Consider the following 19,482-nt stretch of genomic DNA (forward strand, 5'->3'; position numbering starts at 1 on the left):
AGGAACAGATGCGAAGGTACCCGCGCTCGGGAGTACCCGCGTAATAGGCCACGCCGATTGTCATCGCGGTCACCCGCAAGTGGCTGGCAACAGTTAAACGAGAACGTTTTCCCGCTCGCGGTCCGGCGTGGGTCCGCGAGCGGGAAAATGATCATTGACGTCGACTGCCGAGCCGTCTTTTCGTGACGTGGCAGGGACTTGCGTCAGCCCTTGGCCGCGACCCGGCGACGGCGCGCCACTTCCGCGAGCACCACTCCGGCGGCGACGGAGGCGTTCAGCGACTCCACACCCGTGGCCATCGGAATGGACACCGTCTGGTCGCAGGTCTCCTTCACGAGACGCCCGAGACCGCGACCCTCCGAGCCCACGACGACCACCAGCGGACCGGTCGCCAGTTCGAGGCCGTCGACGTCCACGTCGCCGTCCGCGTCGAGCCCGACGATCATCAGACCGGCCTCAGCCCAGTCACGCAGGGTGCGCGTCAGGTTGGTGGCCATCGCGATCGGCAGCTTCGCCGCCGTGCCCGCGCTGGTGCGCCAGGCAACCGCGGTCATCGACGCGCTGCGCCGCTGCGGCAGCACCACGCCGTGGGCACCGAACGCCGCCGCGGACCGCACGACCGCACCCAGGTTCCGCGGGTCCGTCACACCGTCCAGCGCCACCAGCAACGGCGGCTGGGTGGAGCGCTGCGCCTGCTCCAGCAGCTCGTTCGGCGTGGCGTACTCGAACGGCGGCACCTGCAGGCCGAGGCCCTGGTGCATCGCGCCACCGGTGATCCGGTCGAGCTCACCGCGGGCCACCTCCAGCACGGAGATGCCCCGGTCGGCGGCCAGGCGCACGGCCTCGGCCACGCGGTCGTCCGCGTCGATGCCCAGCGCCACGTACAGCGCCGTCGCGGGCGTGCCCGCACGCAGGCACTCCACGACGGGGTTGCGGCCGGCCACGGTCTCGGCCTGGGCCTTCTCGGTCTTCTGGCGGCGCTGCGTCTTCACCGCGTCGCTCTTCGCGACCGCCTTGGCCCGCTTGTAGGCGGGGTGGTTCGGGCGGTCCGTCGCCTTCGGGGTCGGACCCTTGCCCTGCAGCCCCTTGGACTTCTGCCCGCCGGAACCGACGACCGCGCCCTTCTTCGAGCCCGGATTGCGCATCGCGCCCTTGCGCTTGGAGTTGCCAGCCACGGAAGTCAGTCGTCCTTCAAAGTCCACTGCGGACCGTCGGGGGTGTCCTCGACGGCGATGCCCGCCTCGTCCAGCTGTTCGCGCAACGCGTCAGCGCGCGCGAAGTCCCTGGTCTTGCGGGCTTCCTGGCGCTCGACGAGCAGTCGATCCACCAGCGTGGTCAACGCCTGCCGCATGCCGGTGTCGGCGGACGACGCGTTGTTCCACTTCGGCGACAACGGGTCGACGCCGAGGATGTCGGCCATCCGGCGGACGCACTCGGCGGCCTCGCGGGCCGTGGTGTCGTCGCCGTCGGCGAGCGCGGTGTTGCCCTGGCGCACCTTGTTGTGCAGCGCGGCGAGCGCCTGCGGGGTGCCCAGGTCGTTGTCCATGGCCGCCACGAAGTCGGGGCACAGGGGACCCGCGAGGTCGATCGGGCCGAGCCTCTCCACCGCGCGGCGCAGGAACGACTCGACGCGCCGGTACCCGGTCACCGCGTCCTGCAGCGCGTCCCCGGAGTACTCGATGTTCGACCGGTAGTGCGGGCCGACCAGGTAGTAGCGCAGCTCGGCCGCGCTGACGAGCTTCAGCATCTCCGGGATCGACACCACGTTGCCGAGCGACTTCGACATCTTCTCGCCCGACATCGTCACCCAGGCGTTGTGCATCCAGTAGTTCGCGAAGCCGTCACCGGCCGCGCGCGACTGCGCCTGCTCGTTCTCGTGGTGCGGGAAGATCAGGTCCAGCCCGCCGCCGTGGACGTCGAAGGTGCTGCCCAGGTACGTCGTGGCCATCGCGGAGCACTCGAGGTGCCAGCCGGGCCTGCCGTTGCCCCACGGCGTCGGCCAGGACGGCTCACCGGGCTTCGCGGCCTTCCACAGCGTGAAGTCGCGCGGGTCGCGCTTGCCGCGGACCTCGGTCTCGCCCTGCTGCTGGTCGTCGATCTTGCGCCCGGACAGCGCCCCGTACTCGGGGAACGAGCGCACGTCGAAGTAGACGTCGCCGTCGACGTCGTAGGCGTGGTTCTTGTCGATCAGCCGCTGCATCAGGTCGACCATCTGCGTGACGTGCCCGGTCGCGCGCGGCGCGTACGACGGCGGCAGGCAGCCCAGCGCGTCGTAGGCGCTCTCGAACGCGAGCTCGTGCGTGTACGCCCACTCCCACCAGGGCCGGTCGTTCGCCGCGGCCTTGGTGAGGATCTTGTCGTCGATGTCGGTGACGTTGCGGACCAGCGTGACGTCGGCGCCGTCGCGCCCCAGCCAGCGCCGCAGCACGTCGAAGTTCAGGCCGCTGCGGACGTGCCCGATGTGCGGGACGCCCTGCACGGTCGCCCCACACACGTAGATCGACGCCGTTCCGTTGACCTGCGGGTGGAACTCCCGCATGCTCCGGCTCGCGCTGTCGTAGATGTGGAGGCTCACACGGGAATGGTACGGGCCACATCCAGGAGCGCAGTGGGCCGGTCACTCGTCGGAACCGGATTGACGAGCCGGAAGGAGCAACCGACGGCTTCCGCTCCGCCGTCCGCCTCAGCGCTGTCGCCGACCATCACGGCGTTCGCCGGCGCGACGCCGAGCCGTTCGCAGGCGGTGGTGAAGATCTTCGGGTCCGGCTTGACCACGCCCTCCTCGTAGGAGAGCACGAACTCGTCCACCAGGTGCGTCAGCCCGTGCAGCTCGAACACGGACCGGATGTCCCACCCGATGTTGCTGACGACCGCGACCGGCACGTCGACCAGGTGCTCCAGCGTCGCCTTCACGTCCGGGTAGGGCCGCCACGACTCGGGCGAGATGAGCTGCTCGTAGAACGCCTCGGCGTCCGGCACGAGCGCGTCGCGCAGCACCTTCACGTGGACCCAGCGGTGGACCTCGGGGTCGAGGTCGCGGCGGAACCAGGCGTCGGCCAGCTCGGGGTCCACGCCGTCGGCGATCCCGACCGGTGCGGTGAGCGCCCGCATCAGGTCGCCGTTGGACTCCAGCCCGGGGTGCTCGAGCCGGAAGAGCGTGCCGGAGAAGTCGAAGAGAGCGGCGCGGATCGTCACGCCGCGACTCTACGTGCCGCCGGGCTAGTTGGTCTGGACCTTTGTGAGCTCTGCCTCGACCTCGGCCGGGTCGTAGTCGATGGTCAGCCGCAGCTCACCGGACCCGCGCGCGTCCGCGAACCGGCGCACGAACTCGTCGATCTGCGCCAGCGGCTGGTCGGCGAGCCGCGCGGTCGCGGCGTAGAGAGGGCGGAACTTCTCCGGCGTGGCGGTGCCGCGCAGCTCGGCGGCCCAGGTCAGCAGGTTGTCGTAGACCTCGACGAACATCGTGGCCAGCCGGGTGATCTTCTCCTCGTCGCCCCTGTGGCCGTTCGCTCCGAACGCCAGCAGCTGCCGCTGCGGGGACAGGACCTCGGCGATGGCGTTGATGATGTTGTCGAACGCGCGCGTGCGGGCCGCGAAGTAGTCGAGCGCCTCGGTGTCCGTGGTGAACGTGCGGACGTTCCTCGCGAACGCCATGTCGTGGTCGACCCGCTTGCTCTGCAACCCGCGCAGACCCGCGCGCACGGTGTCCGCGAACAGGGCGTACTCCCAGCCCTCCGCCCGCTGCGGCGGGGTGGCGGTGCCGAGCTTCCTCGCCACCATCTCGGCGAGCCGCCGGGGGGTGACCCTGGCGGCGTCGAGGTAGCCGACACCCGTGCGCAGGCCGGGCAGCTCCGTGGCGTCGAAGCGCACCGGCAGCACGTACTCGTCGTCCTGGGTCATGGCCCGGTCGAACGCGCTCTGGCGCTCGTGCTTGGTCCACATCTTCGCCGCGTAGTGCCGCGAGACGAACATGACGCAGAAGCGGGACTCCTTGCGGTAGACCTCGTCGAGGTACTCGGTGAGGTTCTTGCCCCACAGGTCGACCTGCTCGTCGTCGTCGTAGAAGACCTTGACGCCCAGCTCCTTGAGGTGGCGGGCCACCTCGTCGACGTAGGTGCGGTCCTCGCCGGCGAACGACAGGCAGACGTCGTACTTGGTCACCGCGCGAACTCTAGTGGTGGGAACCATCACGTCCGGCGGGAAGTTCTCCGTTCATGAGCCCGGGCTACCTCTTCGCGCTGTCCCTGCCGGCGTTGGTCGCGGCCCTGTTCGTGTTGGCGGTGGTCGAACGGGTGGTGCGCCGCAGGAAGGGCACGCCGATGGCCACCGCGGGCATCGGGGAGCTGGGCGCGACGTTCGAGCCGGGCAAGCGCGACGAGGTCGAGTTCCGCAAGGAGGAGCGGCAGCTGCGCGACGAGGAAGGCGACGCGGCGCCGCCGAGGAGCCGGGTCGACCTGGACGGCGGCACGGCCGTGCTCAGGCTGCCGGACTAGGGGACGGGCACCAGCAGTGCCGTGGCGATCGCCGCGATGCCCTCGCCGCGGCCCGTGAGGCCCAGGCCGTCCGTCGTGGTGCCGGCCACCGACACCGGGCCGCCGACGGCCGCGGACAGCGCGTCCTGCGCCTCCTCGCGGCGCTTGCCGATGCGCGGCGCGTTGCCGATCACCTGCACTGTGGCGTTTCCCACACGGTATCCGGCCTCCTCGACGAGCCGGCGGACCTCGGTGAGCAGCACCACACCGTGGGCGCCCGACCAGCGCGGGTCCGACGTGCCGAAGACCGCGCCCAGGTCGCCCAGGCCAGCGGCGGAGAGCAGCGCGTCGCACAGCGCGTGGGAGGCGACGTCACCGTCGGAGTGGCCCGCGCAGCCGTCCACGCCCTCCCACAGCAGCCCGGCGACCCAGCACTCACGGCCTGCCTCGATCGGGTGGACGTCGACGCCCTGGCCGATTCTCACTCTCGTTCCCCCGCGAACAGTGCCGCCGCGACCGCGAGGTCGAACGGCGTGGTGATCTTCATGGCGTGCGCGTGGCCGGGAACCGTGTGGACCTCGCCACCGTTCTTCTCCACAAGACCTGCGTCATCAGTCGCGGCGACACCGGAGCCATAGGCAGCTTTGAGAACGTCGACGCGGAAACCCTGCGGGGTCTGCACGACCCGCAGGCCGGCACGGTCGGGCGTGGAGACGACCACTCCGACCTCGTCCACCTGTTTGATCGTGTCGGCGACGGGCAACACCGGGACGACGGCGTCGTGACCGTCGCGCACAGCGGCCACGACCCCGGCGATGACCTCGGGAGGGGTGAACGCACGAGCGGCGTCGTGGACGAGCACGATGGAGGTGTCGGGCACCACGCGGAGCGCGTGGTCGAGGGCGAGGCGCACCGAGTCGGTGCGTTCGGAGCCCCCTGAAAGCACGTGCACCGCCCCGCCGGCCGGGGCCAGCGAGGCGGTAGCGGTGTGCACTTGGTCCACATCGGACGGTGGAGCTGCGATGACGACGTGCTGGACCTGACCCGACGCGAACAGGCCCTGAACGGCACGGGTCAACAGCGGTGTTCCGTTGACCGGTACCAGCGCCTTGGGCATTCCGTAGCCCAGGCGCTCACCTCGCCCTGCCGCAGGCACGAGCGCGACAACACTCATGTGCGGCGTTATCCGATGCTCAGTGTGTTCTGCCGAGAACTACGAGGCCGTGGCGAGAACTTCGTCGAGGAGGACCTCGGCCTTGTCCTCGTCGGTGCCCTCGGCCAGCGCCAGCTCGCTGACCAGTATCTGCCGCGCCTTCGCCAGCATCCGCTTCTCGCCGGCGGACAAACCGCGATCCTTCTCGCGCCGCCAGAGGTCGCGCACCACTTCCGCAACCTTGTTCACGTCGCCGGAGGCGAGCTTCTCAAGGTTGGCCTTGTACCGCCGAGACCAGTTGGTCGGCTCCTCGGTGTGGGGAGCGCGCAAGACCTCGAAGACCCGGTCGAGTCCCTCCTGGCCGACAACGTCACGCACGCCGACGATCTCGGCGTTGTCAGCGGGAACCCGAACGGTGAGGTCGCCCTGCGCCACCTTGAGGACGAGGTACTTCTTCTCCTCGCCCTTGATAACGCGGGTCTCGATTGCTTCGATGAGAGCGGCACCGTGGTGCGGGTAGACGACGGTCTCTCCGACCTTGAAAACCATGTGTCCTCTGCCCCTTTCGCTTCCTCCATCCTAACACGTCCGGCAACCCTTCCCACGCCGCTCGATGATCCGTTAGCGCTGGTCAGGGCCGCGCGGGGGGTTGACAAACCACCTGTTCGCGTGCAACGTAGCGGCCACACAAGATCGATTGGCACCACGTCGAGTCGGCTTTCCGGGCCCCGGTTAGGCTCTTTGCCTGGTGGTTGTTCCCTAGGAAGGACGCTGGAGCCGTGAACTCAGGAGTGTCTCGCCGGATGATCGTGACGGCAGCGCTGGCCGCGGGCCTCGGCCTGGTGGCGGTCGGCTGCAGCGCCGGTCAGATCACCCAGACCGACACCCAGGTCGCCGCCGTCGACGGTGCGAGCGGCAACGCGGGCCCGATGGCGGTCCGCAACGCCATGCTGGCCTTCCCGCCGGACGGCAACCGGTACCGCGAGGGCGAGGACGTGCCGCTGACGTTCGTCATCGCGAACACCGGCAACGACCCGGACAAGCTGCTGTCGATCAAGTCAGAGGCCTCCGGGTCCGAGCTGGAGATCGTCGGCAGCAAGGACGTCCCGGCCCAGTACGCGCTGCGCGCCGAGTACGACGCGTCCCACGCGCCGTCCAAGACCTCGTCGCCGTCCTCGTCGTCGCAGTCGTCCTCGTCGGTGTCGCTGACCCCGTCGTCGGGTGCGCCGTCCTCGGGTGCGCCGTCGACCACCGGCTCGCCGTCCTCGGGTGCCCCGACCTCCGGTTCGGTCGCGTCCTCGTCGGTCGCGTCGTCCTCCGGCAGCCCGTCGGGCTCGTCGTCCGTGTCGCCGACCTCGTCGTCGGCCGCGCACGACCAGTCGCTCGAGGTGCTGCAGATCCGCTGCACGCTCAAGAAGCTGAACAGGGACGTGACCGCCGCGCAGACGGTGAAGCTGACGTTCCTGTTCGAGAAGGCCGGTTCCGTGACGCTGGAGGTGCCGGTGGCGCCTTCGGACCACAAGCGCGTCAGCGAAGGCCACGACGGCGGCCATTGAGTCGCTGCTGAACGCCGAAACGCCGCTCCGGGCCTGCCCGGGGCGGCGTTCGCGTTCCGGGGGCTCTCAGCGCGCCTGGAGCATCGGGCGGAACCGGTCGCGGTAGGCCCACGCCAGCCCGATCTCCGCGGCGACGACGACGAGCGCCGTCACGAGGCCGCTGGGCTCCAGGAACACGTGGAACAGGAAGATGTTCACCACGACCGGAGCGAGCAGCGCGAGCGCCAGCGGCACGAACCGGCCGACGACGAGCAGCAGGCCCGCCACGAGCTGCGTGGCCGAGGTCAGCTGCAGCATGTAGCCCGTCTCGTAGAGCGCCCCGCTGAACTTCACCCCCGCCTCCGCGAGCGTGCTGGGATCGGGTGCGGGCATGAAGTTCAGGAACCCGTTCAAGCCGGTCGTGGTGTAGAGCAGGCCGATCAGCACGCGGGTGACGGCGGTGGCGTAGCGGCCGGCGTTCACCTTGGTGGCGGGGCGGGTCGCGGTGGTGGTGGTCATTGCGGTCTCCTCGGTGGCTGTCGGGTCCTTCCACTGATGCGTCGAACGGCCACCACTCAGGATCGACAAGCCTGCAGAAGAATCTTGGAAGTTTCTTCTGCAACCCCCTCTGAGCTGGGTCTTCCGGTTTCTGTCGGTGCCGTGCTCTACCGTTCGACCCGTGGCGAAGACAGCGCGGCCGATCTTCCGTTGTGCCGAGTGCGGGCACGAGGTGGCGAAGTGGTTCGGCCGCTGCCCCGAGTGCCAGGCGTGGGGCAGCATCGAGGAACGCGGCACCGCGTCGGTGACCCGCGTGGTGGCCGGCGCCCCGACGTCGACGGCCCGCCCGATCGGCGAGGTGGACATCGAGTCCGCCCGCGCCCTGTCGACGGGCGTGAGCGAGTTCGACCGGGTCCTGGGCGGCGGCCTGGTGCCCGGCGCGGTCGTGCTGCTGGCGGGTGAACCGGGCGTCGGCAAGTCGACCCTGCTGCTGGAGACCGCGCACCGCTGGGCCGAGTCCCACGGCCGCTGCCTCTACGTGACCGGTGAGGAGTCCGCGGGCCAGGTCCGCCTGCGCGCCGAACGCACCGGCAACCTCCACCCCGAGATGTACCTGGCCGCCGAGTCGGAGCTGAGCGCGCTCCTGGGCCAGGTCGACGCGGTGAAACCGGCGATGCTGATCGTCGACTCCATCCAGACCATGTCGACGGTGAGCGTGGAGGGCGTGCCCGGCGGCGTGACCCAGGTCCGCACCGTCGCGTCCGGCCTGATCGCCATGGCCAAGGAACGCGGCCTGCCCGTGGTCCTGGTGGGCCACGTGACGAAGGACGGCTCGGTGGCCGGCCCCCGCGTCCTCGAACACCTCGTGGACGTGGTCCTGCAGTTCGAAGGCGACCGCCACTCGTCCCTGCGCCTGCTGCGCGGCATCAAGAACCGCTACGGCGCCGCCGACGAGGTCGGCTGCTTCGAGCTGCGCGACGACGGCATCGTCGGCGTCCCCGACCCCTCCGGCCTCTTCCTGACCCGCCGCGAGAAGGCCGTGGAGGGCACCTGCGTCACCGTCATCGTCGAGGGCAAGCGCCCCATGCTCGGCGAGGTGCAGGCCTTGGTCGCCAAGACGAACCTCCCCGCACCCCGCCGCGCGGTGAGCGGCCTCGACTCGGCGCGCATCTCCATGGCCCTCGCGGTCCTGGAGAAGCGCGGCAAGGTCAACCTGTTCCAGAAGGACGTGTTCACGGCGACCGTCGGCGGCATGCGCCTGGTAGAACCCGCGGCCGACCTGGCCGTCGTCCTGGCCGTGGCCTCCGCGGAACGCGAGATCGCCCTCCCCGCGGACCTGGTGGTCCTCGGCGAGGTCGGCCTGGCCGGCGAGATCCGCCGCGTGAACGGCGTCGGCAAACGCCTCCAGGAGGCCGCGCGCCTCGGCTTCAAGAAGGCCCTCGTCCCCCCGGACCACGGCCCCCTGCCCGACGGCGTGCGCGCGCTGGTGGCCAACGACCTGGTGTCGGCGCTGGAGGTGCTGGGCCTGAACCGCCGTCGCAGCGGCGGTGGCGGTGGCGGCAAGGACAAGCCGGAGGACGACGACTAGCCCCGCAGCCAACCGCACCGCTGAGCGTTTCGCGGGCGCGGCGTTCAGGGTTCCTCGGGCGGGGCCGCGCAGGAGGCGGGGTTGTCCACTGCAACACGACCACCCACCGCAACCACCGGCCTACGCCGAACCGGCATCCGTCACCGCAACCGGGGGACGCCATCACCCCCACCCACCCGGGGTGATCGAATACCCCCGTGCTGGGGAGACACGACCACGAGGTCGGCGAGCTGCTGCGCCTGGCCGCCGCGCAGGTGCCCGCCGACGTGCGGTCCGAGGACCTGCTCGACTACCTCGACCACGAGGAGTGGGACCTGGTCCTCGACCTCCTGGGGGACCACCCCGGCAACACCTGGCAGACGCCGCGCTTCTGGGCCCTCCTCGCGGAGGCGGCGACGGAGCTGGACCAGGACGAGGCCTGGTTCCAGTGGCGGTGCGTGGAGTCGATCCAAGGCCTGTTGCGGGTGCAGCTGACGCTCGCGCACGACGCGGAGCCCCTGGAAGCGCGCAACCAGCGCCCGACCTGGGACCTGACCGGCGACGAACGGGTCGCCGCGCTGTGGATCGAGTCCAAGCCGACGTTGTACGCCGGGGAACGTGCCACGGCCCGCCTGCGCCCGTTCGTCCCCACGGCCTGGGCGCACCTGGCGAAGGGGGACCGGATCTCGCTGCTGGGCCGGTCACCGGGGACGGCGACGGTCATCGAAAAAGTGCCGCCGCGGCCGTAGGAGCACGACCGCGGCGGCACTTGCGAAGAAGATCCCCTACTGCGACAGCAGCTGCGCGCACCTGATCAGGCCGAGGTGCGAGTACGCCTGCGGGTGGTTGCCCAGCGAGCGTTCCGCGATCGGGTCGTACTCCTCCGGCAGCAGACCGGTCGGGCCGGCCGCGGCGACGATCTGGCCGAACAGCTCCTCGGCCTCGGTGCGCCTGCCGGTGAGCAGGTACGCCTCGATCATCCAGGCGGCGCAGAGGTGGAAGCCGCCCTCGTCGCCCGGCAGGCCGTCGTCGCGGTGGTAGCGGTACACCGTCGAGCCGGAGCGCAGCTCTGCCTCGATGGCGGTCACCGTCGACTGGAACCGCTCGTCGGCCGGGTCGATCAGGCCGGACAGGCCGACGAACAGCGAGGCCGCGTCGAGGTCGTCGCCGTCGTAGGCCGTGGTGAACGACTGGACCTCGTCGTTCCAGCCGTTCTTCAGCACGTCGGTGGCGATCGTGTCGCGCAGCGGCACCCAGGACGGGTCCAGCTCGCGGCCGAACTGCTCGCCGAGCTTGATCGCGCGGTCGATGGTCAGCCAGCACATGACCTTCGAGTACACGTGGTGGCGCGGCGCGTGCCGTTCCTCCCAGATGCCGTGGTCGGGCTCGTGCCAGCGCCGCGACACCGCTTCGGCCATGGCCTGGACCATCGTCCAGTCAGCGTCCGACAACGACCCGCGGGCCGAGGCCAGCTGCACCACCAGGTCGACGACCGGGCCGAACACGTCGAGCTGCACCTGCTGGTTCGCGAGGTTGCCGACGCGCACCGGGCGGGAGCCCGCATAGCCGGGCAGTGTGTCGATCACGGCCTCGGCGCCGAGTTGCGTGCCGTGCAGCGTGTAGAGCGGGTGCAGGCGCTCCGGGCCCGGGATGGTCTCCAGGACGCCGTGCAGCCAGCCCAGGAAGCCGTCGGCCTCCGCGAACGAGCCGACCGACACCAGCGCGGCGGCGGTCATCGCGCCGTCGCGCAGCCAGCAGTAGCGGTAGTCCCAGTTGCGGACGCCGCCGAGCTCCTCCGGCAGCGACGTGGTCGCCGCGGCCATGATCGAGCCGGAGTCCTTGTGCACCAGACCGCGCAGCGTCAGCGCCGAGCGCAGCACGAGGTCCGTCTGCACCTTCGGCAGGTTCAGGCCCGCCGCCCAGTCCGACCAGTAACCGGCCGCGCGGTCGCGGCGGACCGACTCGCCCAGCGCGTGCTCGGAGATGTCGTCGGTGCCGCAGCGCAGCTCCAGCAGCACCGGGGCGCCCTCGCGGGGGCGGACCACGGCGCGTGCGGTCTCCTGCACGCCGTCCGAGGTGATTTCCCAGTCGACGCCGGGGGAGCGCAGCACCATCGGGTCGGAGGTGCCGACCACGCGCAGGCCGTCGCGTTCGCGGATGAACCTGACCGGCACCTGGCCGAACTCCGGGCGCGGGGCGAACGTGATCACCGCGTTCGTCGAGCCGGAGATGCGCCGCACCAGGTCGGTGCGGTGCGAGGCGAGGTCGTGCTCCAGGTAGTCCGTGACCAGCAGGCGCGACCAGCGGGTCTCCACGATCATCGTGCCCGGCAGGTAGCGCTGGCCCAGCGGCAGCGACCCGTGCTCCGGCTTGATCGAGAAGTGGCCCGCGGCCGGTCCGCCGAGCAGGTCCGCGAAGATCGCGGCCGAGTCGGGCTCCGGGTGGCACAACCAGTTGATCTTGGCGTCCGGGGTCACGAGGGCCACGGAACGCTCGTTGGCGAGCATGGTCAGGCGCTCGATCGGCACGGCCTGGTCGCCGTGCAGCCACGCGCGCCGTTCCTCCAGCAGGAACGCCAGCACCGTGGCCACGTCGGACGGGTCGTCGACCAGGTACTGGGCGAGCGACTCGCCGGCGCCGACGCGGATGCCCACGTCAGGGCCGGTCAGGCGGGCGAACGCCTTCTCGTCGGTGACGTCGTCACCGAGGAAGATCGCGGCGGTCGCACCGACCTGGTGGCGCAGGATGTCGAGGGCGTGGCCCTTGTTGGTCTCGACGACGGCCAGCTCGATGACGGCCTTGCCCTCGGTCACCTGCACGCCGTCCCACGTGCACGGGCCGGAGCGCACGGCGTCGAGGACGGCCTCGCCGATCTCCTCGGACGCGGCACGGCGGACGTGCACGGCGACGGAGGCCGGTTTGACCTCCAGCTGCACGCCCTCGTGACCGTCGACGATCTCGTCGAGCTCGGCCTCGATGCGCCGCAGCAACGCCTTGGCGTCGGCGTCGAGCGCGTGCACGAAGCCGACGTCGAACTCGGAGCCGTGGGACCCGACGAGGTGGACCTCGCCGGGCAGGCGGGACAGGGTGGCCAGGTCGCGCAGTGCGCGACCGGAGATCACGGCCGACGTCGTCTCGTGCAGCGACGCGAGTGAACGCAGCGCGTTCACCGACTCCGGCAGCGGACGGGCCGCCTCCGGGTCGCTCACGATCGGCGCGAGTGTTCCGTCGTAGTCGCTTGCGACCAGCAGTCGCGGGGTACGGGCCAGCTGCACGATGGCGCGGCGCAGGTCGGCGGGGAGGGCCTCGGCGGTCAACGCCCCTCCTGGAGCACTCGATGGGTCAAGGGGATCTGAAAGGATTCAGACCGAGGTCTGCGTGCCCAGCGCCTCCAGGAACGACCTTGCCCAGCGGTCAACGTCGTGGGTGAGGACTTGGCGGCGCAGCGCGCGCATCCTACGGCGGCCTTCGGCGGGATCGATGTCGAGGGCGGCCTGCAATGCGTTCTTGACACCGTCCAGATCATGGGGGTTCACCAGGAACGCACTGGTCAGTTCAGCGGCTGCACCGGCGAACTCGCTGAGCACCAGAGCTCCACCAAGATCATATCGGCAGGCCACGTACTCCTTGCAGACGAGGTTCATGCCGTCCCGAACGGGCGTGACGACCATGACGTCCGCCGCGCTCATGAACGCGACGAGCTCCTCGCGGTTCACCGACTGGTGCAGGTAGTGCACGACGGGCTTGCCGACCCGCCCGAACTCGCCGTTGATCCGGCCGACCGACTGCTCGATGTCCTTGCGCATCGTCACGTAGTGGTCGACCCGCTCCCGGCTGGGCGTGGCCAGCTGGACCATCGCGACGTCCTCCGGGTCGACCCGGCCGTCCGCGATGAGCTCGTAGAGGGCCCTGATCCGGACGTCGATGCCCTTGGTGTAGTCGAGCCGGTCCACGCCCAGCAGGATGCGCTTCGGGTTGCCGAGGTCCTCGCGGATCTGCTTCGCGCGGGCCTGGGTCTCCTTCTTGCGCGCGACCGCGTCGAGGCCGGCGCTGTCGATGGAGATCGGGAACGCGCCCACGCGCACCGTGCGGTCACCGACCTGGACCACACCCGGCCGGGTGCGCACGCCGACGGTGCCGCGGCTCGGCTCCAGGCCCACCAGGCGCCGGGCCAGCCACAGGAAGTTCTGCGCGCCGCCGGGCCGGTGGAAACCGACCAGGTCGGCGCCGAGCAGTCCGCGGATGATCTCCGTGCGCCACGGGAGCTGCATGAACAGCTCGACCGGCGGGAACGGGATGTGCAGGAAGAAGCCGATCTTCAGGTCGGGCCGCTGCTCGCGCAGCATCGCCGGGACCAGCTGCAGCTGGTAGTCCTGCACCCACACCGTCGCGCCCTGGGCGGCCACCTTCGCGGTCGCGTCGGCGAACCGCTGGTTGACCTTCACGTAGGCGTTCCACCAGTGCCGGTGGAACGCCGGCTGCGCCACGACGTCGTGGTAGAGCGGCCAGAGGGTGCCGTTCGAGAACCCCTCGTAGTAGTCCTCGACCTCCTTGGCCGACAGCGACACCGGGTGCAGCAGCAGGCCGTCGTCCTCGAAGGGCGACACGTCGGCGTCGGCGACCCCCGGCCAGCCGACCCAGGCGCCGCTGTGTGAGCGGAGGAACGGTTCGAGCGCGCTGACCAGCCCGCCGGGGCTGTGCTTCCACCGTTCGGTTCCGTCGGGCAAGCGCTCCAGGTCAACCGGCAGCCGGTTGGCCACGACTACGAATTCCGCCCCGTTCTCGCCAATGTCCATGCTCACATTTCTGAGGCTAGTGCGGCCGCGCTCCCTCGGCGTGTCGTGTAACCCCCGTCACAGCGGGTTTCACTCCAACCGACGCTTCGTGGGTTTGAGCGGACCGGACATGCGCGGACCAGCGAACTTGCGCTCCAAACGGCCCAGTCCGGTGCGCACCGGCTGCGCCAGGTACTCGCCGAACACCACCCCACCGGCCAGGGCGAGAGCAATGCCACTCGCGAAGACGAGCGTGCTCAGCCCGGCCGGGTCGCCCTCCGCGGTCAGCTGGAACAGGCCGCGGTAGGTGGTCCAGCCCGGCAGCAGCGGCACCACGCCCGCCTGCACCACGACCAGCGTCGGAATGCGCAGCCTGCGGGTCATCGTCGCGCCGCCGAACCCGGTGATCGCGGCCGCCACCGCCGACGCGAGCAGCGCGTCCACCCCGAAGCTCGTGGCGAGGCCGTAGGAGGCCGTGCCGATCGCACCGGACACCGCGGCGGCCACCAGCGCACGCGGCCGGGCATAGCAGGCGAGCGCGAAGAACGCACTGGTCGCCGCGCCTGCCGCGAACTGCATCGGCACCGCCGAGATCAACGCGGGCAGCGGGTCGCTGAGCCGGATGGGCAGCCCGAAGTGGACGGCCGTGCGGATGGCCAGCGCGACACCCGCGATCAGACCGGCGCTGAGCAGCACGGTCTCGACGGTGCGCCCGGCGGCCGTGACGTTGTAGCCGGAGATCGCGTCCTGCACGGTGCTGACCAGCGCCAGCCCGGACAGCAGCACCACGATCCCGACCGCGACCAGCAGACTCGGCCGCACCGCGGGCAGCAACCCGGTCCAGTACACGGTCAGCGCGGCACCCGTGGCGAGCGCGCCGCCGACCAGCTGCTGGAAGAAGAACGGCAGCGCGCGCCGGTTCAGCACCCGGCCGACCCGGTCGATCACGGCCGTGACAACGGCCGCGGTGATCACGAGCGACAGCCCGCCGCCGACCAGGAACGCGACCGAGGCCGCCATGCCGGCCCACGCGGCCGTGGCGACCCAGCGCGGGTACGGGTGCGGGGCGTTGGTGATCTGCTCGAGCTCCGAGTGCGCCTCCTCGATCGGCCCGAGGTTGCGCACCAGGTGCTCGACGGCGGCGAGCCGGGTGTAGTCAAGGCTGCGCTGCCGCACGACGCGGACGGCGGTGATCGGTGGTGCGGCCGTTCCCCGGTGGCACGACACGCTGATGGAGGTGTAGATCACGTCGACCTCGGTGTGCGGGAGCCCATAGCTCTCCGTGACCGAGAGGATCGTGGCTGTCACGTCCGCCGCGCCGGCTCCGCTGGCCATCTGGACCTCGCCGATCTTGAGAGCGAGATCGAGTACCAGGTGAACCGTGGTGTCGTCGGGCAATGAGGGACCGTGCAGGTTGTTCGGGTAAATCGCGCGCACCTCCGTCGTGTGATCGTGGGAAGTTCTCGTGCCGTTGCTGTGGCGTCGGCCACCTCCGATCGGGCGACCCGAAAAGGAGGACATGATCACTGTCCGTTGGTTACCCTCCTGACCTGGTCAAGGCGAGCGGTTCGGCGCTTTGCGCCACTCAGTTGGTTGGTCCGCCTCCGGTCGGAGCAATCCGATCACACTGAGAGCAGACCGTTCGCCGCAGGTAGCTCCCGCAACGGGCGCTTACGATGTTCGCGAACACGAGCCAGGCCGGCGTAGCTCAATCGGCAGAGCACTCGCCTTGTAAGCGAAAGGTTAGGGGTTCGATTCCCCTCGCCGGCTCTTCGACAACGGGGGTTCGCCCAGGTGGGCGGGCCCCTGTCGCATTCACGGGAGGCACTTCACCGGCTATTGCGAGCGGGTTCGGTAATGGCTCCGGCACACAGCGTGGCGAACCGCCGATTGCGGTTCCGCATGCCGCCGACGGCCTGGTCCGTTCGCCAGTTCGGCGCCCGGTGTGCCTTCGGGGCGCGGGACGGGAATGGCGAGATCGGCCGCAAGACTGATCCTGTTCACCGGTGAACAGGCCGTGACCGCCCATTCATGTCCTGCTCCGTCCTACTGGGACGTGACATTGTGAGCATCATGTCCTACCTCGCGGATAGCGCGCGCTACGACCAGATGACCTACCGGCGCACGGGACGCAGCGGCCTCAAGCTGCCCGCCATCTCCCTCGGCCTGTGGCACAACTTCGGCGGCGACCGGCCGTACGAGTCCGGCCGGGGCATCGCGCGCAGGGCGTTCGACCTCGGTGTCACGCACTTCGACCTCGCCAACAACTACGGACCTCCCTACGGCTCCGCGGAGATCACGTTCGGGCAGATCCTGAAGGACGACCTCCGGCCGTACCGCGACGAGCTCGTCATCTCCACGAAGGCCGGCTACGACATGTGGCCCGGCCCTTACGGCGAGTGGGGCAGCCGCAAGTACCTGCTGAGCTCGCTCGACCAGTCGCTGACCCGCATGGGACTGGATTACGTCGACATCTTCTACTCGCACCGGTTCGACCCGGAGACGCCGCTGGAAGAGACCATGGGCGCGCTCGTGTCCGCGGTGCAGCAGGGCAAGGCGCTCTACGTCGGCATCTCGTCGTACTCGCCGGCCAAGACCCGCGAGGCGGCCGAGCTGCTGCGCAGCGCGGGTGTGCCGCTGCTGATCCACCAGCCGAGCTACTCGATGCTCAACCGCTGGATCGAGCCGGAGCTGCTGGACACCCTGGAGGAGGTCGGCGCCGGCTGCATCGCGTTCTCACCGCTCGCCCAGGGCATGCTGACCGACCGCTACCTCGACGGCATCCCCGAGGGCTCGCGCGCCACGCAGGGCAAGTCGCTGTCCACGGACCTGCTCTCCGAGGAGAACCTCGGCCGCATCCGGTCGCTCAACGAGATCGCGAAGTCGCGCGGCCAGTCGCTGGCGCAGCTCGCGCTGACGTGGACGATCCGCGACCCGCGGGTCACCTCGGCGTTGATCGGCGCTTCGTCGGTCGAGCAGCTGGAGCAGAACCTCGCCGCCCTGCAGGCCCCGCCGCTGACCGACGACGAGCTCGCCGAGATCGACAGGTACGCCGTCGAATCGGGCATCGACCTCTGGGCCCCTTCGTCACAAGCCGAATGATCCCCCGGCACGCGGGACTCCCGCGTTCCCCTCTGGGGCACGCGGGACTCCCGCGTGCCCCTCTGGGCCCCGAGCTCCCAGGCCGAGTGACCGAACCGCACGCGGGGAGCTTTCGTACTCTCTGAGAGTGCGAAAGGGCCCCGCGTGCCGTCAGCGGTGGCGGGGGAGGCGGATTGTGAAGATGGTCGAGCCGGGGCGGCTGGCGAGGGTGATGGTGCCGCCGTGGGCGTGCACGAGCGACTGGACCACGGCGAGGCCGAGGCCGGAGCCGCCGCGCTGGCGGGTGCGGGAGTCGTCGACGCGGTAGAACCGGTCGAAGATCCGCGCCTGGTCCGCCTCCGGAATTCCGGGGCCGGTGTCGGAGACCCTGATCACCGCCGAGCCGCCCTCCGCCGTCACCCGCAACGACACCAGCGTGCCGGGCGGGGTGTGCACGGCCGCGTTGGTCAGCAGGTTGTCGAGCACCTGCCGCAACCGGGTCGGGTCGGCGGCCATGGTCACCGTGTCCGCGTCGACCTCCAGCCCGTGCGTCGGACGGGCCGCCCGGAACGCGTCGGCGGCCGCGTCCGCCACGACCGCCAGGTCCAGCTCCTCGACGCGCAACGGCGGTTCGGTCGCCGCGGAGTCCAGGCGGGCCAGCAGCAGCAGGTCGTCGAGCAGCACGCTCATCCGCGCCGCCTCCGACCGCAGCTTCTCCAGGTGCTGCTCGCGTTCGCCCGGCTCGTTGGCCGCCGCGTACCGGAAGAGGTCCGCGTAGCCGCGCAACGACGTCAGCGGCGTGCGCAGCTCGTGCGAGGCGTCGGCGATGAACCGGCGCAGCCGCTGCTCGGCGGCCGTGCGCGCGGCCAGCGACGAGTCGATGTGCGCCAGCATGGTGTTGAACGCCTCGCGCAGCTCCTCGACCTCGACCCCGCCGCCGGCGCCGTTCACCCGCACCGCCAGGCGGTTCGAGTCGGTCAGGTCGTGCGAGGAGATGTCGTGCGCGGTGTCGGCCATGTCCGACAACGGCCGCATGCCCTTGCGGATCAACGCCTGACCGCCCACGACCAGCGCCACCAGCGCGGCCAGGAACGCGATCACGCCGACCGTGATGAGCTGCGACAGCGTGCCGTCCCTGTCGTCCATCGGGGCACCGCTGACCAGCACGATCTCGTCCTTGACGATCTGGCACGCGCGCAGCCGGAACTTGCCGTCGCCGCGCAGGTACTCGGTCTCGAACGTGTCCCCGTTCAGGGCCTTCCTCGCGAGCGCGTCGAACTCCGCGCGGTCGGCGGGCTGCTGGTCACCGGGCTGGGGCCGCAGCTCGCCGTCCTGCTTCACGTAGACGACCGCGTACCAGTCCGGCGGGATCTTGCCGACCCGCCAGTGCGCCTTGACCTCGTTGGCAGCGCCCTGCTGGCTGATCGCCATCTGGTCGTCGAGCCGCCGGTCGAGGAACGTCTGCATCGAGGCGACCATGACCCAGCCGACGATCACGAACACCGTGAGCGCCAGCGCGCCGAGTGCGAGTGCGAGGCGGGTGCCCAGCCGCCACCGGCTCAGCGGCTTCATTCCGCTGCTCGGCGCAGCACGTACCCCACGCCGCGCACGGTGTGGATCAACGGTTCGCGGCCGTCGTCGAGCTTGCGGCGCAGGTGTGAGATGACCAGCTCGACCACGTTGGACCGGCCGCCGAAGTCGTACTCCCACACGTGGTCGAGGATCTGCGCCTTGGTCAGCACGGCGGGGGAGCGCCGCATCAGGTACCGCAGCAGCTCGTACTCGGTCGGCGTCAGCGTGACGAGCTTGCCGCCGCGGCGGACCTCGCGGGTGTCCTCGTCCAGCACCAGGTCGGCGACCTTCAGCACCGACCGCTTCCACGACGGCCCGGTGGAGCGCCGCAGCACCGCCCGCAGCCGGGCCATCAGCTCCTCGACCGAGAACGGCTTCACGAGGTAGTCGTCGCCACCGCGGGTGAGGCCCGCGACCCGGTCCGCGGTGCCGTCGCGCGCGGTCAGGAACACCACCGGCACCATCGCACCGGCCGACCGCATCCGGTCCAGGACCGTGAAGCCGTCGAGGTCGGGGAGCATCAGGTCGAGCACGACGATGTCCGGCTGGAACTCGGCTGCCGTTCTGAGCGCGTCCTCGCCGTTGTGCGCCGTCGAGGCCGTCCAGCCCTCGTAGCGCGCGACCGTCGCGACCAGGTCAGCGATGTGCGGCTCGTCGTCCACGACGAGCAGTCGAACCGAGTTGCCCTTGTCCACGTGCTCATGGTGCGTCACCTGGTGCCCCGCCCGCTCGATCGACAGGAAGTCGACAGCCCGGGCAAAGCGGGGCCACAGCTCGGACGCTGAGGATCGAGGAAGACCACCGAGATCGACGAGACCGCCCGACCGAG

18 protein-coding genes and 1 tRNA gene are annotated in these 19,482 nt (G+C 70.4%); 6 read left to right on the plus strand and 13 right to left on the minus strand.

What is annotated here, in order from left to right:
* Positions 1-203 precede the first annotated feature (203 nt).
* The 4 genes from rlmB to AB0A63_RS04550 are packed head-to-tail and all read right to left on the minus strand — an operon-like array spanning position 204 to position 4,161.
* Entirely contained in the window at positions 204-1,175 is a 972-nt protein-coding gene (gene rlmB / locus AB0A63_RS04535; protein WP_360385290.1) for a 23S rRNA (guanosine(2251)-2'-O)-methyltransferase RlmB, read from the minus strand.
* A gap of 5 nt (positions 1,176-1,180) precedes the next feature.
* Positions 1,181-2,575, minus strand: coding sequence for a cysteine--tRNA ligase (cysS, locus tag AB0A63_RS04540; RefSeq protein WP_360385292.1), 1,395 nt, complete (start codon positions 2,573-2,575; stop codon positions 1,181-1,183).
* Entirely contained in the window at positions 2,572-3,195 is a 624-nt protein-coding gene (locus tag AB0A63_RS04545) for an HAD-IA family hydrolase (protein ID WP_360385294.1), read from the minus strand. Before AB0A63_RS04545 ends, cysS begins: the two co-directional genes overlap by 4 nt.
* 24 nt (positions 3,196-3,219) lie before the next feature.
* Positions 3,220-4,161 carry a TIR domain-containing protein gene (locus AB0A63_RS04550; protein ID WP_360385296.1) on the minus strand — a complete coding sequence of 314 codons (942 nt, stop codon included), beginning with the start codon at positions 4,159-4,161 and terminating at the stop codon, positions 3,220-3,222.
* A gap of 53 nt (positions 4,162-4,214) precedes the next feature.
* Between AB0A63_RS04550 and AB0A63_RS04555 the strand changes: the two genes are divergently transcribed.
* Entirely contained in the window at positions 4,215-4,493 is a 279-nt protein-coding gene (locus AB0A63_RS04555; RefSeq protein ID WP_360385298.1) for a DUF6191 domain-containing protein, read from the plus strand.
* Here the strand turns inward: AB0A63_RS04555 and ispF are convergent.
* The 3 genes from ispF to AB0A63_RS04570 are packed head-to-tail and all read right to left on the minus strand — an operon-like array spanning position 4,490 to position 6,174.
* Complete coding sequence (ispF, locus tag AB0A63_RS04560; protein ID WP_360385300.1) at positions 4,490-4,957, minus strand: 2-C-methyl-D-erythritol 2,4-cyclodiphosphate synthase; 468 nt, start codon at positions 4,955-4,957, stop codon at positions 4,490-4,492. The genes AB0A63_RS04555 and ispF overlap by 4 nt on opposite strands.
* On the minus strand, positions 4,954-5,646 hold the full coding sequence (gene ispD, locus AB0A63_RS04565) for a 2-C-methyl-D-erythritol 4-phosphate cytidylyltransferase (protein ID WP_360385302.1): 693 nt from the start codon (positions 5,644-5,646) through the stop codon (positions 4,954-4,956). Before ispD ends, ispF begins: the two co-directional genes overlap by 4 nt.
* A 39-nt stretch (positions 5,647-5,685) precedes the next feature.
* Positions 5,686-6,174, minus strand: a complete 489-nt coding sequence (locus tag AB0A63_RS04570) for a CarD family transcriptional regulator (RefSeq protein WP_065915127.1) — start codon at positions 6,172-6,174, stop codon at positions 5,686-5,688.
* A 254-nt stretch (positions 6,175-6,428) separates the two neighbouring features.
* On the opposite strand from AB0A63_RS04570, the gene AB0A63_RS04575 reads away from it, so the two are divergent.
* The gene (locus tag AB0A63_RS04575; RefSeq protein ID WP_360385305.1) at positions 6,429-7,181 is read left to right on the plus strand and encodes a hypothetical protein; all 753 of its coding nucleotides are present in this window, start codon (positions 6,429-6,431) and stop codon (positions 7,179-7,181) included.
* 66 nt (positions 7,182-7,247) lie between these two features.
* Here the strand turns inward: AB0A63_RS04575 and AB0A63_RS04580 are convergent, their stop codons facing one another.
* The gene (locus AB0A63_RS04580; protein ID WP_360385307.1) at positions 7,248-7,679 is read right to left on the minus strand and encodes a hypothetical protein; all 432 of its coding nucleotides are present in this window, start codon (positions 7,677-7,679) and stop codon (positions 7,248-7,250) included.
* A 160-nt stretch (positions 7,680-7,839) separates the two neighbouring features.
* On the opposite strand from AB0A63_RS04580, the gene radA reads away from it, so the two are divergent.
* On the plus strand, positions 7,840-9,246 hold the full coding sequence (gene radA, locus AB0A63_RS04585) for a DNA repair protein RadA (protein ID WP_360385309.1): 1,407 nt from the start codon (positions 7,840-7,842) through the stop codon (positions 9,244-9,246).
* Between the two features lie 197 nt (positions 9,247-9,443).
* Positions 9,444-9,974, plus strand: coding sequence for a hypothetical protein (locus AB0A63_RS04590; RefSeq protein WP_360385311.1), 531 nt, complete (start codon positions 9,444-9,446; stop codon positions 9,972-9,974).
* A gap of 36 nt (positions 9,975-10,010) precedes the next feature.
* Here the strand turns inward: AB0A63_RS04590 and otsB are convergent, their stop codons facing one another.
* The 3 genes from otsB to AB0A63_RS04605 all read right to left on the minus strand — a co-directional run bounded on the left by otsB (position 10,011) and on the right by AB0A63_RS04605 (position 15,437).
* Positions 10,011-12,542: a trehalose-phosphatase gene (gene otsB, locus AB0A63_RS04595; protein ID WP_360385313.1), complete on the minus strand. Its 2,532-nt coding sequence runs from the start codon at positions 12,540-12,542 to the stop codon at positions 10,011-10,013.
* Between the two features lie 45 nt (positions 12,543-12,587).
* Positions 12,588-14,021, minus strand: a complete 1,434-nt coding sequence (locus AB0A63_RS04600) for a trehalose-6-phosphate synthase (protein WP_360386613.1) — start codon at positions 14,019-14,021, stop codon at positions 12,588-12,590.
* Between the two features lie 69 nt (positions 14,022-14,090).
* Complete coding sequence (locus tag AB0A63_RS04605) at positions 14,091-15,437, minus strand: threonine/serine exporter family protein (protein WP_360385315.1); 1,347 nt, start codon at positions 15,435-15,437, stop codon at positions 14,091-14,093.
* A 260-nt stretch (positions 15,438-15,697) separates the two neighbouring features.
* On the opposite strand from AB0A63_RS04605, the gene AB0A63_RS04610 reads away from it, so the two are divergent.
* Positions 15,698-15,770 (plus strand) — tRNA-Thr (locus tag AB0A63_RS04610).
* Positions 15,771-16,073: 303 nt separating this feature from the next.
* Positions 16,074-17,102, plus strand: a complete 1,029-nt coding sequence (mgrA, locus tag AB0A63_RS04615; protein WP_360385317.1) for an L-glyceraldehyde 3-phosphate reductase — start codon at positions 16,074-16,076, stop codon at positions 17,100-17,102.
* A gap of 150 nt (positions 17,103-17,252) precedes the next feature.
* Here mgrA and AB0A63_RS04620 read toward each other — a convergent pair whose 3' ends face one another.
* Positions 17,253-18,653, minus strand: a complete 1,401-nt coding sequence (locus AB0A63_RS04620) for a HAMP domain-containing sensor histidine kinase (RefSeq protein WP_360385319.1) — start codon at positions 18,651-18,653, stop codon at positions 17,253-17,255.
* Positions 18,650-19,348 (minus strand): response regulator transcription factor, encoded by a 699-nt coding sequence (locus tag AB0A63_RS04625; RefSeq protein ID WP_360385321.1) that lies wholly within the window; start codon positions 19,346-19,348, stop codon positions 18,650-18,652. The genes AB0A63_RS04620 and AB0A63_RS04625 overlap by 4 nt, the downstream gene beginning before the upstream one ends.
* Positions 19,349-19,482: the final 134 nt, after the last annotated feature.

The organism is Lentzea sp. NPDC042327 (assembly GCF_040647275.1).
In the GTDB taxonomy this organism is placed as follows: domain Bacteria; phylum Actinomycetota; class Actinomycetes; order Mycobacteriales; family Pseudonocardiaceae; genus Lentzea.

Excerpts from the sequence above, each read along its gene's own strand:
- AB0A63_RS04575 (WP_360385305.1), top strand. The coding sequence starts at position 6,429 with ATGATCGTGACGGCAGCGCTGGCCGCGGGCCTCGGCCTGGTGGCGGTC.
- AB0A63_RS04580 (WP_360385307.1), bottom strand. The coding sequence starts at position 7,679 with ATGACCACCACCACCGCGACCCGCCCCGCCACCAAGGTGAACGCCGGC.
- AB0A63_RS04600 (WP_360386613.1), bottom strand. The coding sequence starts at position 14,021 with ATGGACATTGGCGAGAACGGGGCGGAATTCGTAGTCGTGGCCAACCGG.
- AB0A63_RS04620 (WP_360385319.1), bottom strand. The coding sequence starts at position 18,653 with ATGAAGCCGCTGAGCCGGTGGCGGCTGGGCACCCGCCTCGCACTCGCA.
- AB0A63_RS04570 (WP_065915127.1), bottom strand. The coding sequence starts at position 6,174 with ATGGTTTTCAAGGTCGGAGAGACCGTCGTCTACCCGCACCACGGTGCC.
- mgrA (WP_360385317.1), top strand. The coding sequence starts at position 16,074 with ATGTCCTACCTCGCGGATAGCGCGCGCTACGACCAGATGACCTACCGG.
- AB0A63_RS04555 (WP_360385298.1), top strand. The coding sequence starts at position 4,215 with ATGAGCCCGGGCTACCTCTTCGCGCTGTCCCTGCCGGCGTTGGTCGCG.
- ispD (WP_360385302.1), bottom strand. The coding sequence starts at position 5,646 with ATGAGTGTTGTCGCGCTCGTGCCTGCGGCAGGGCGAGGTGAGCGCCTG.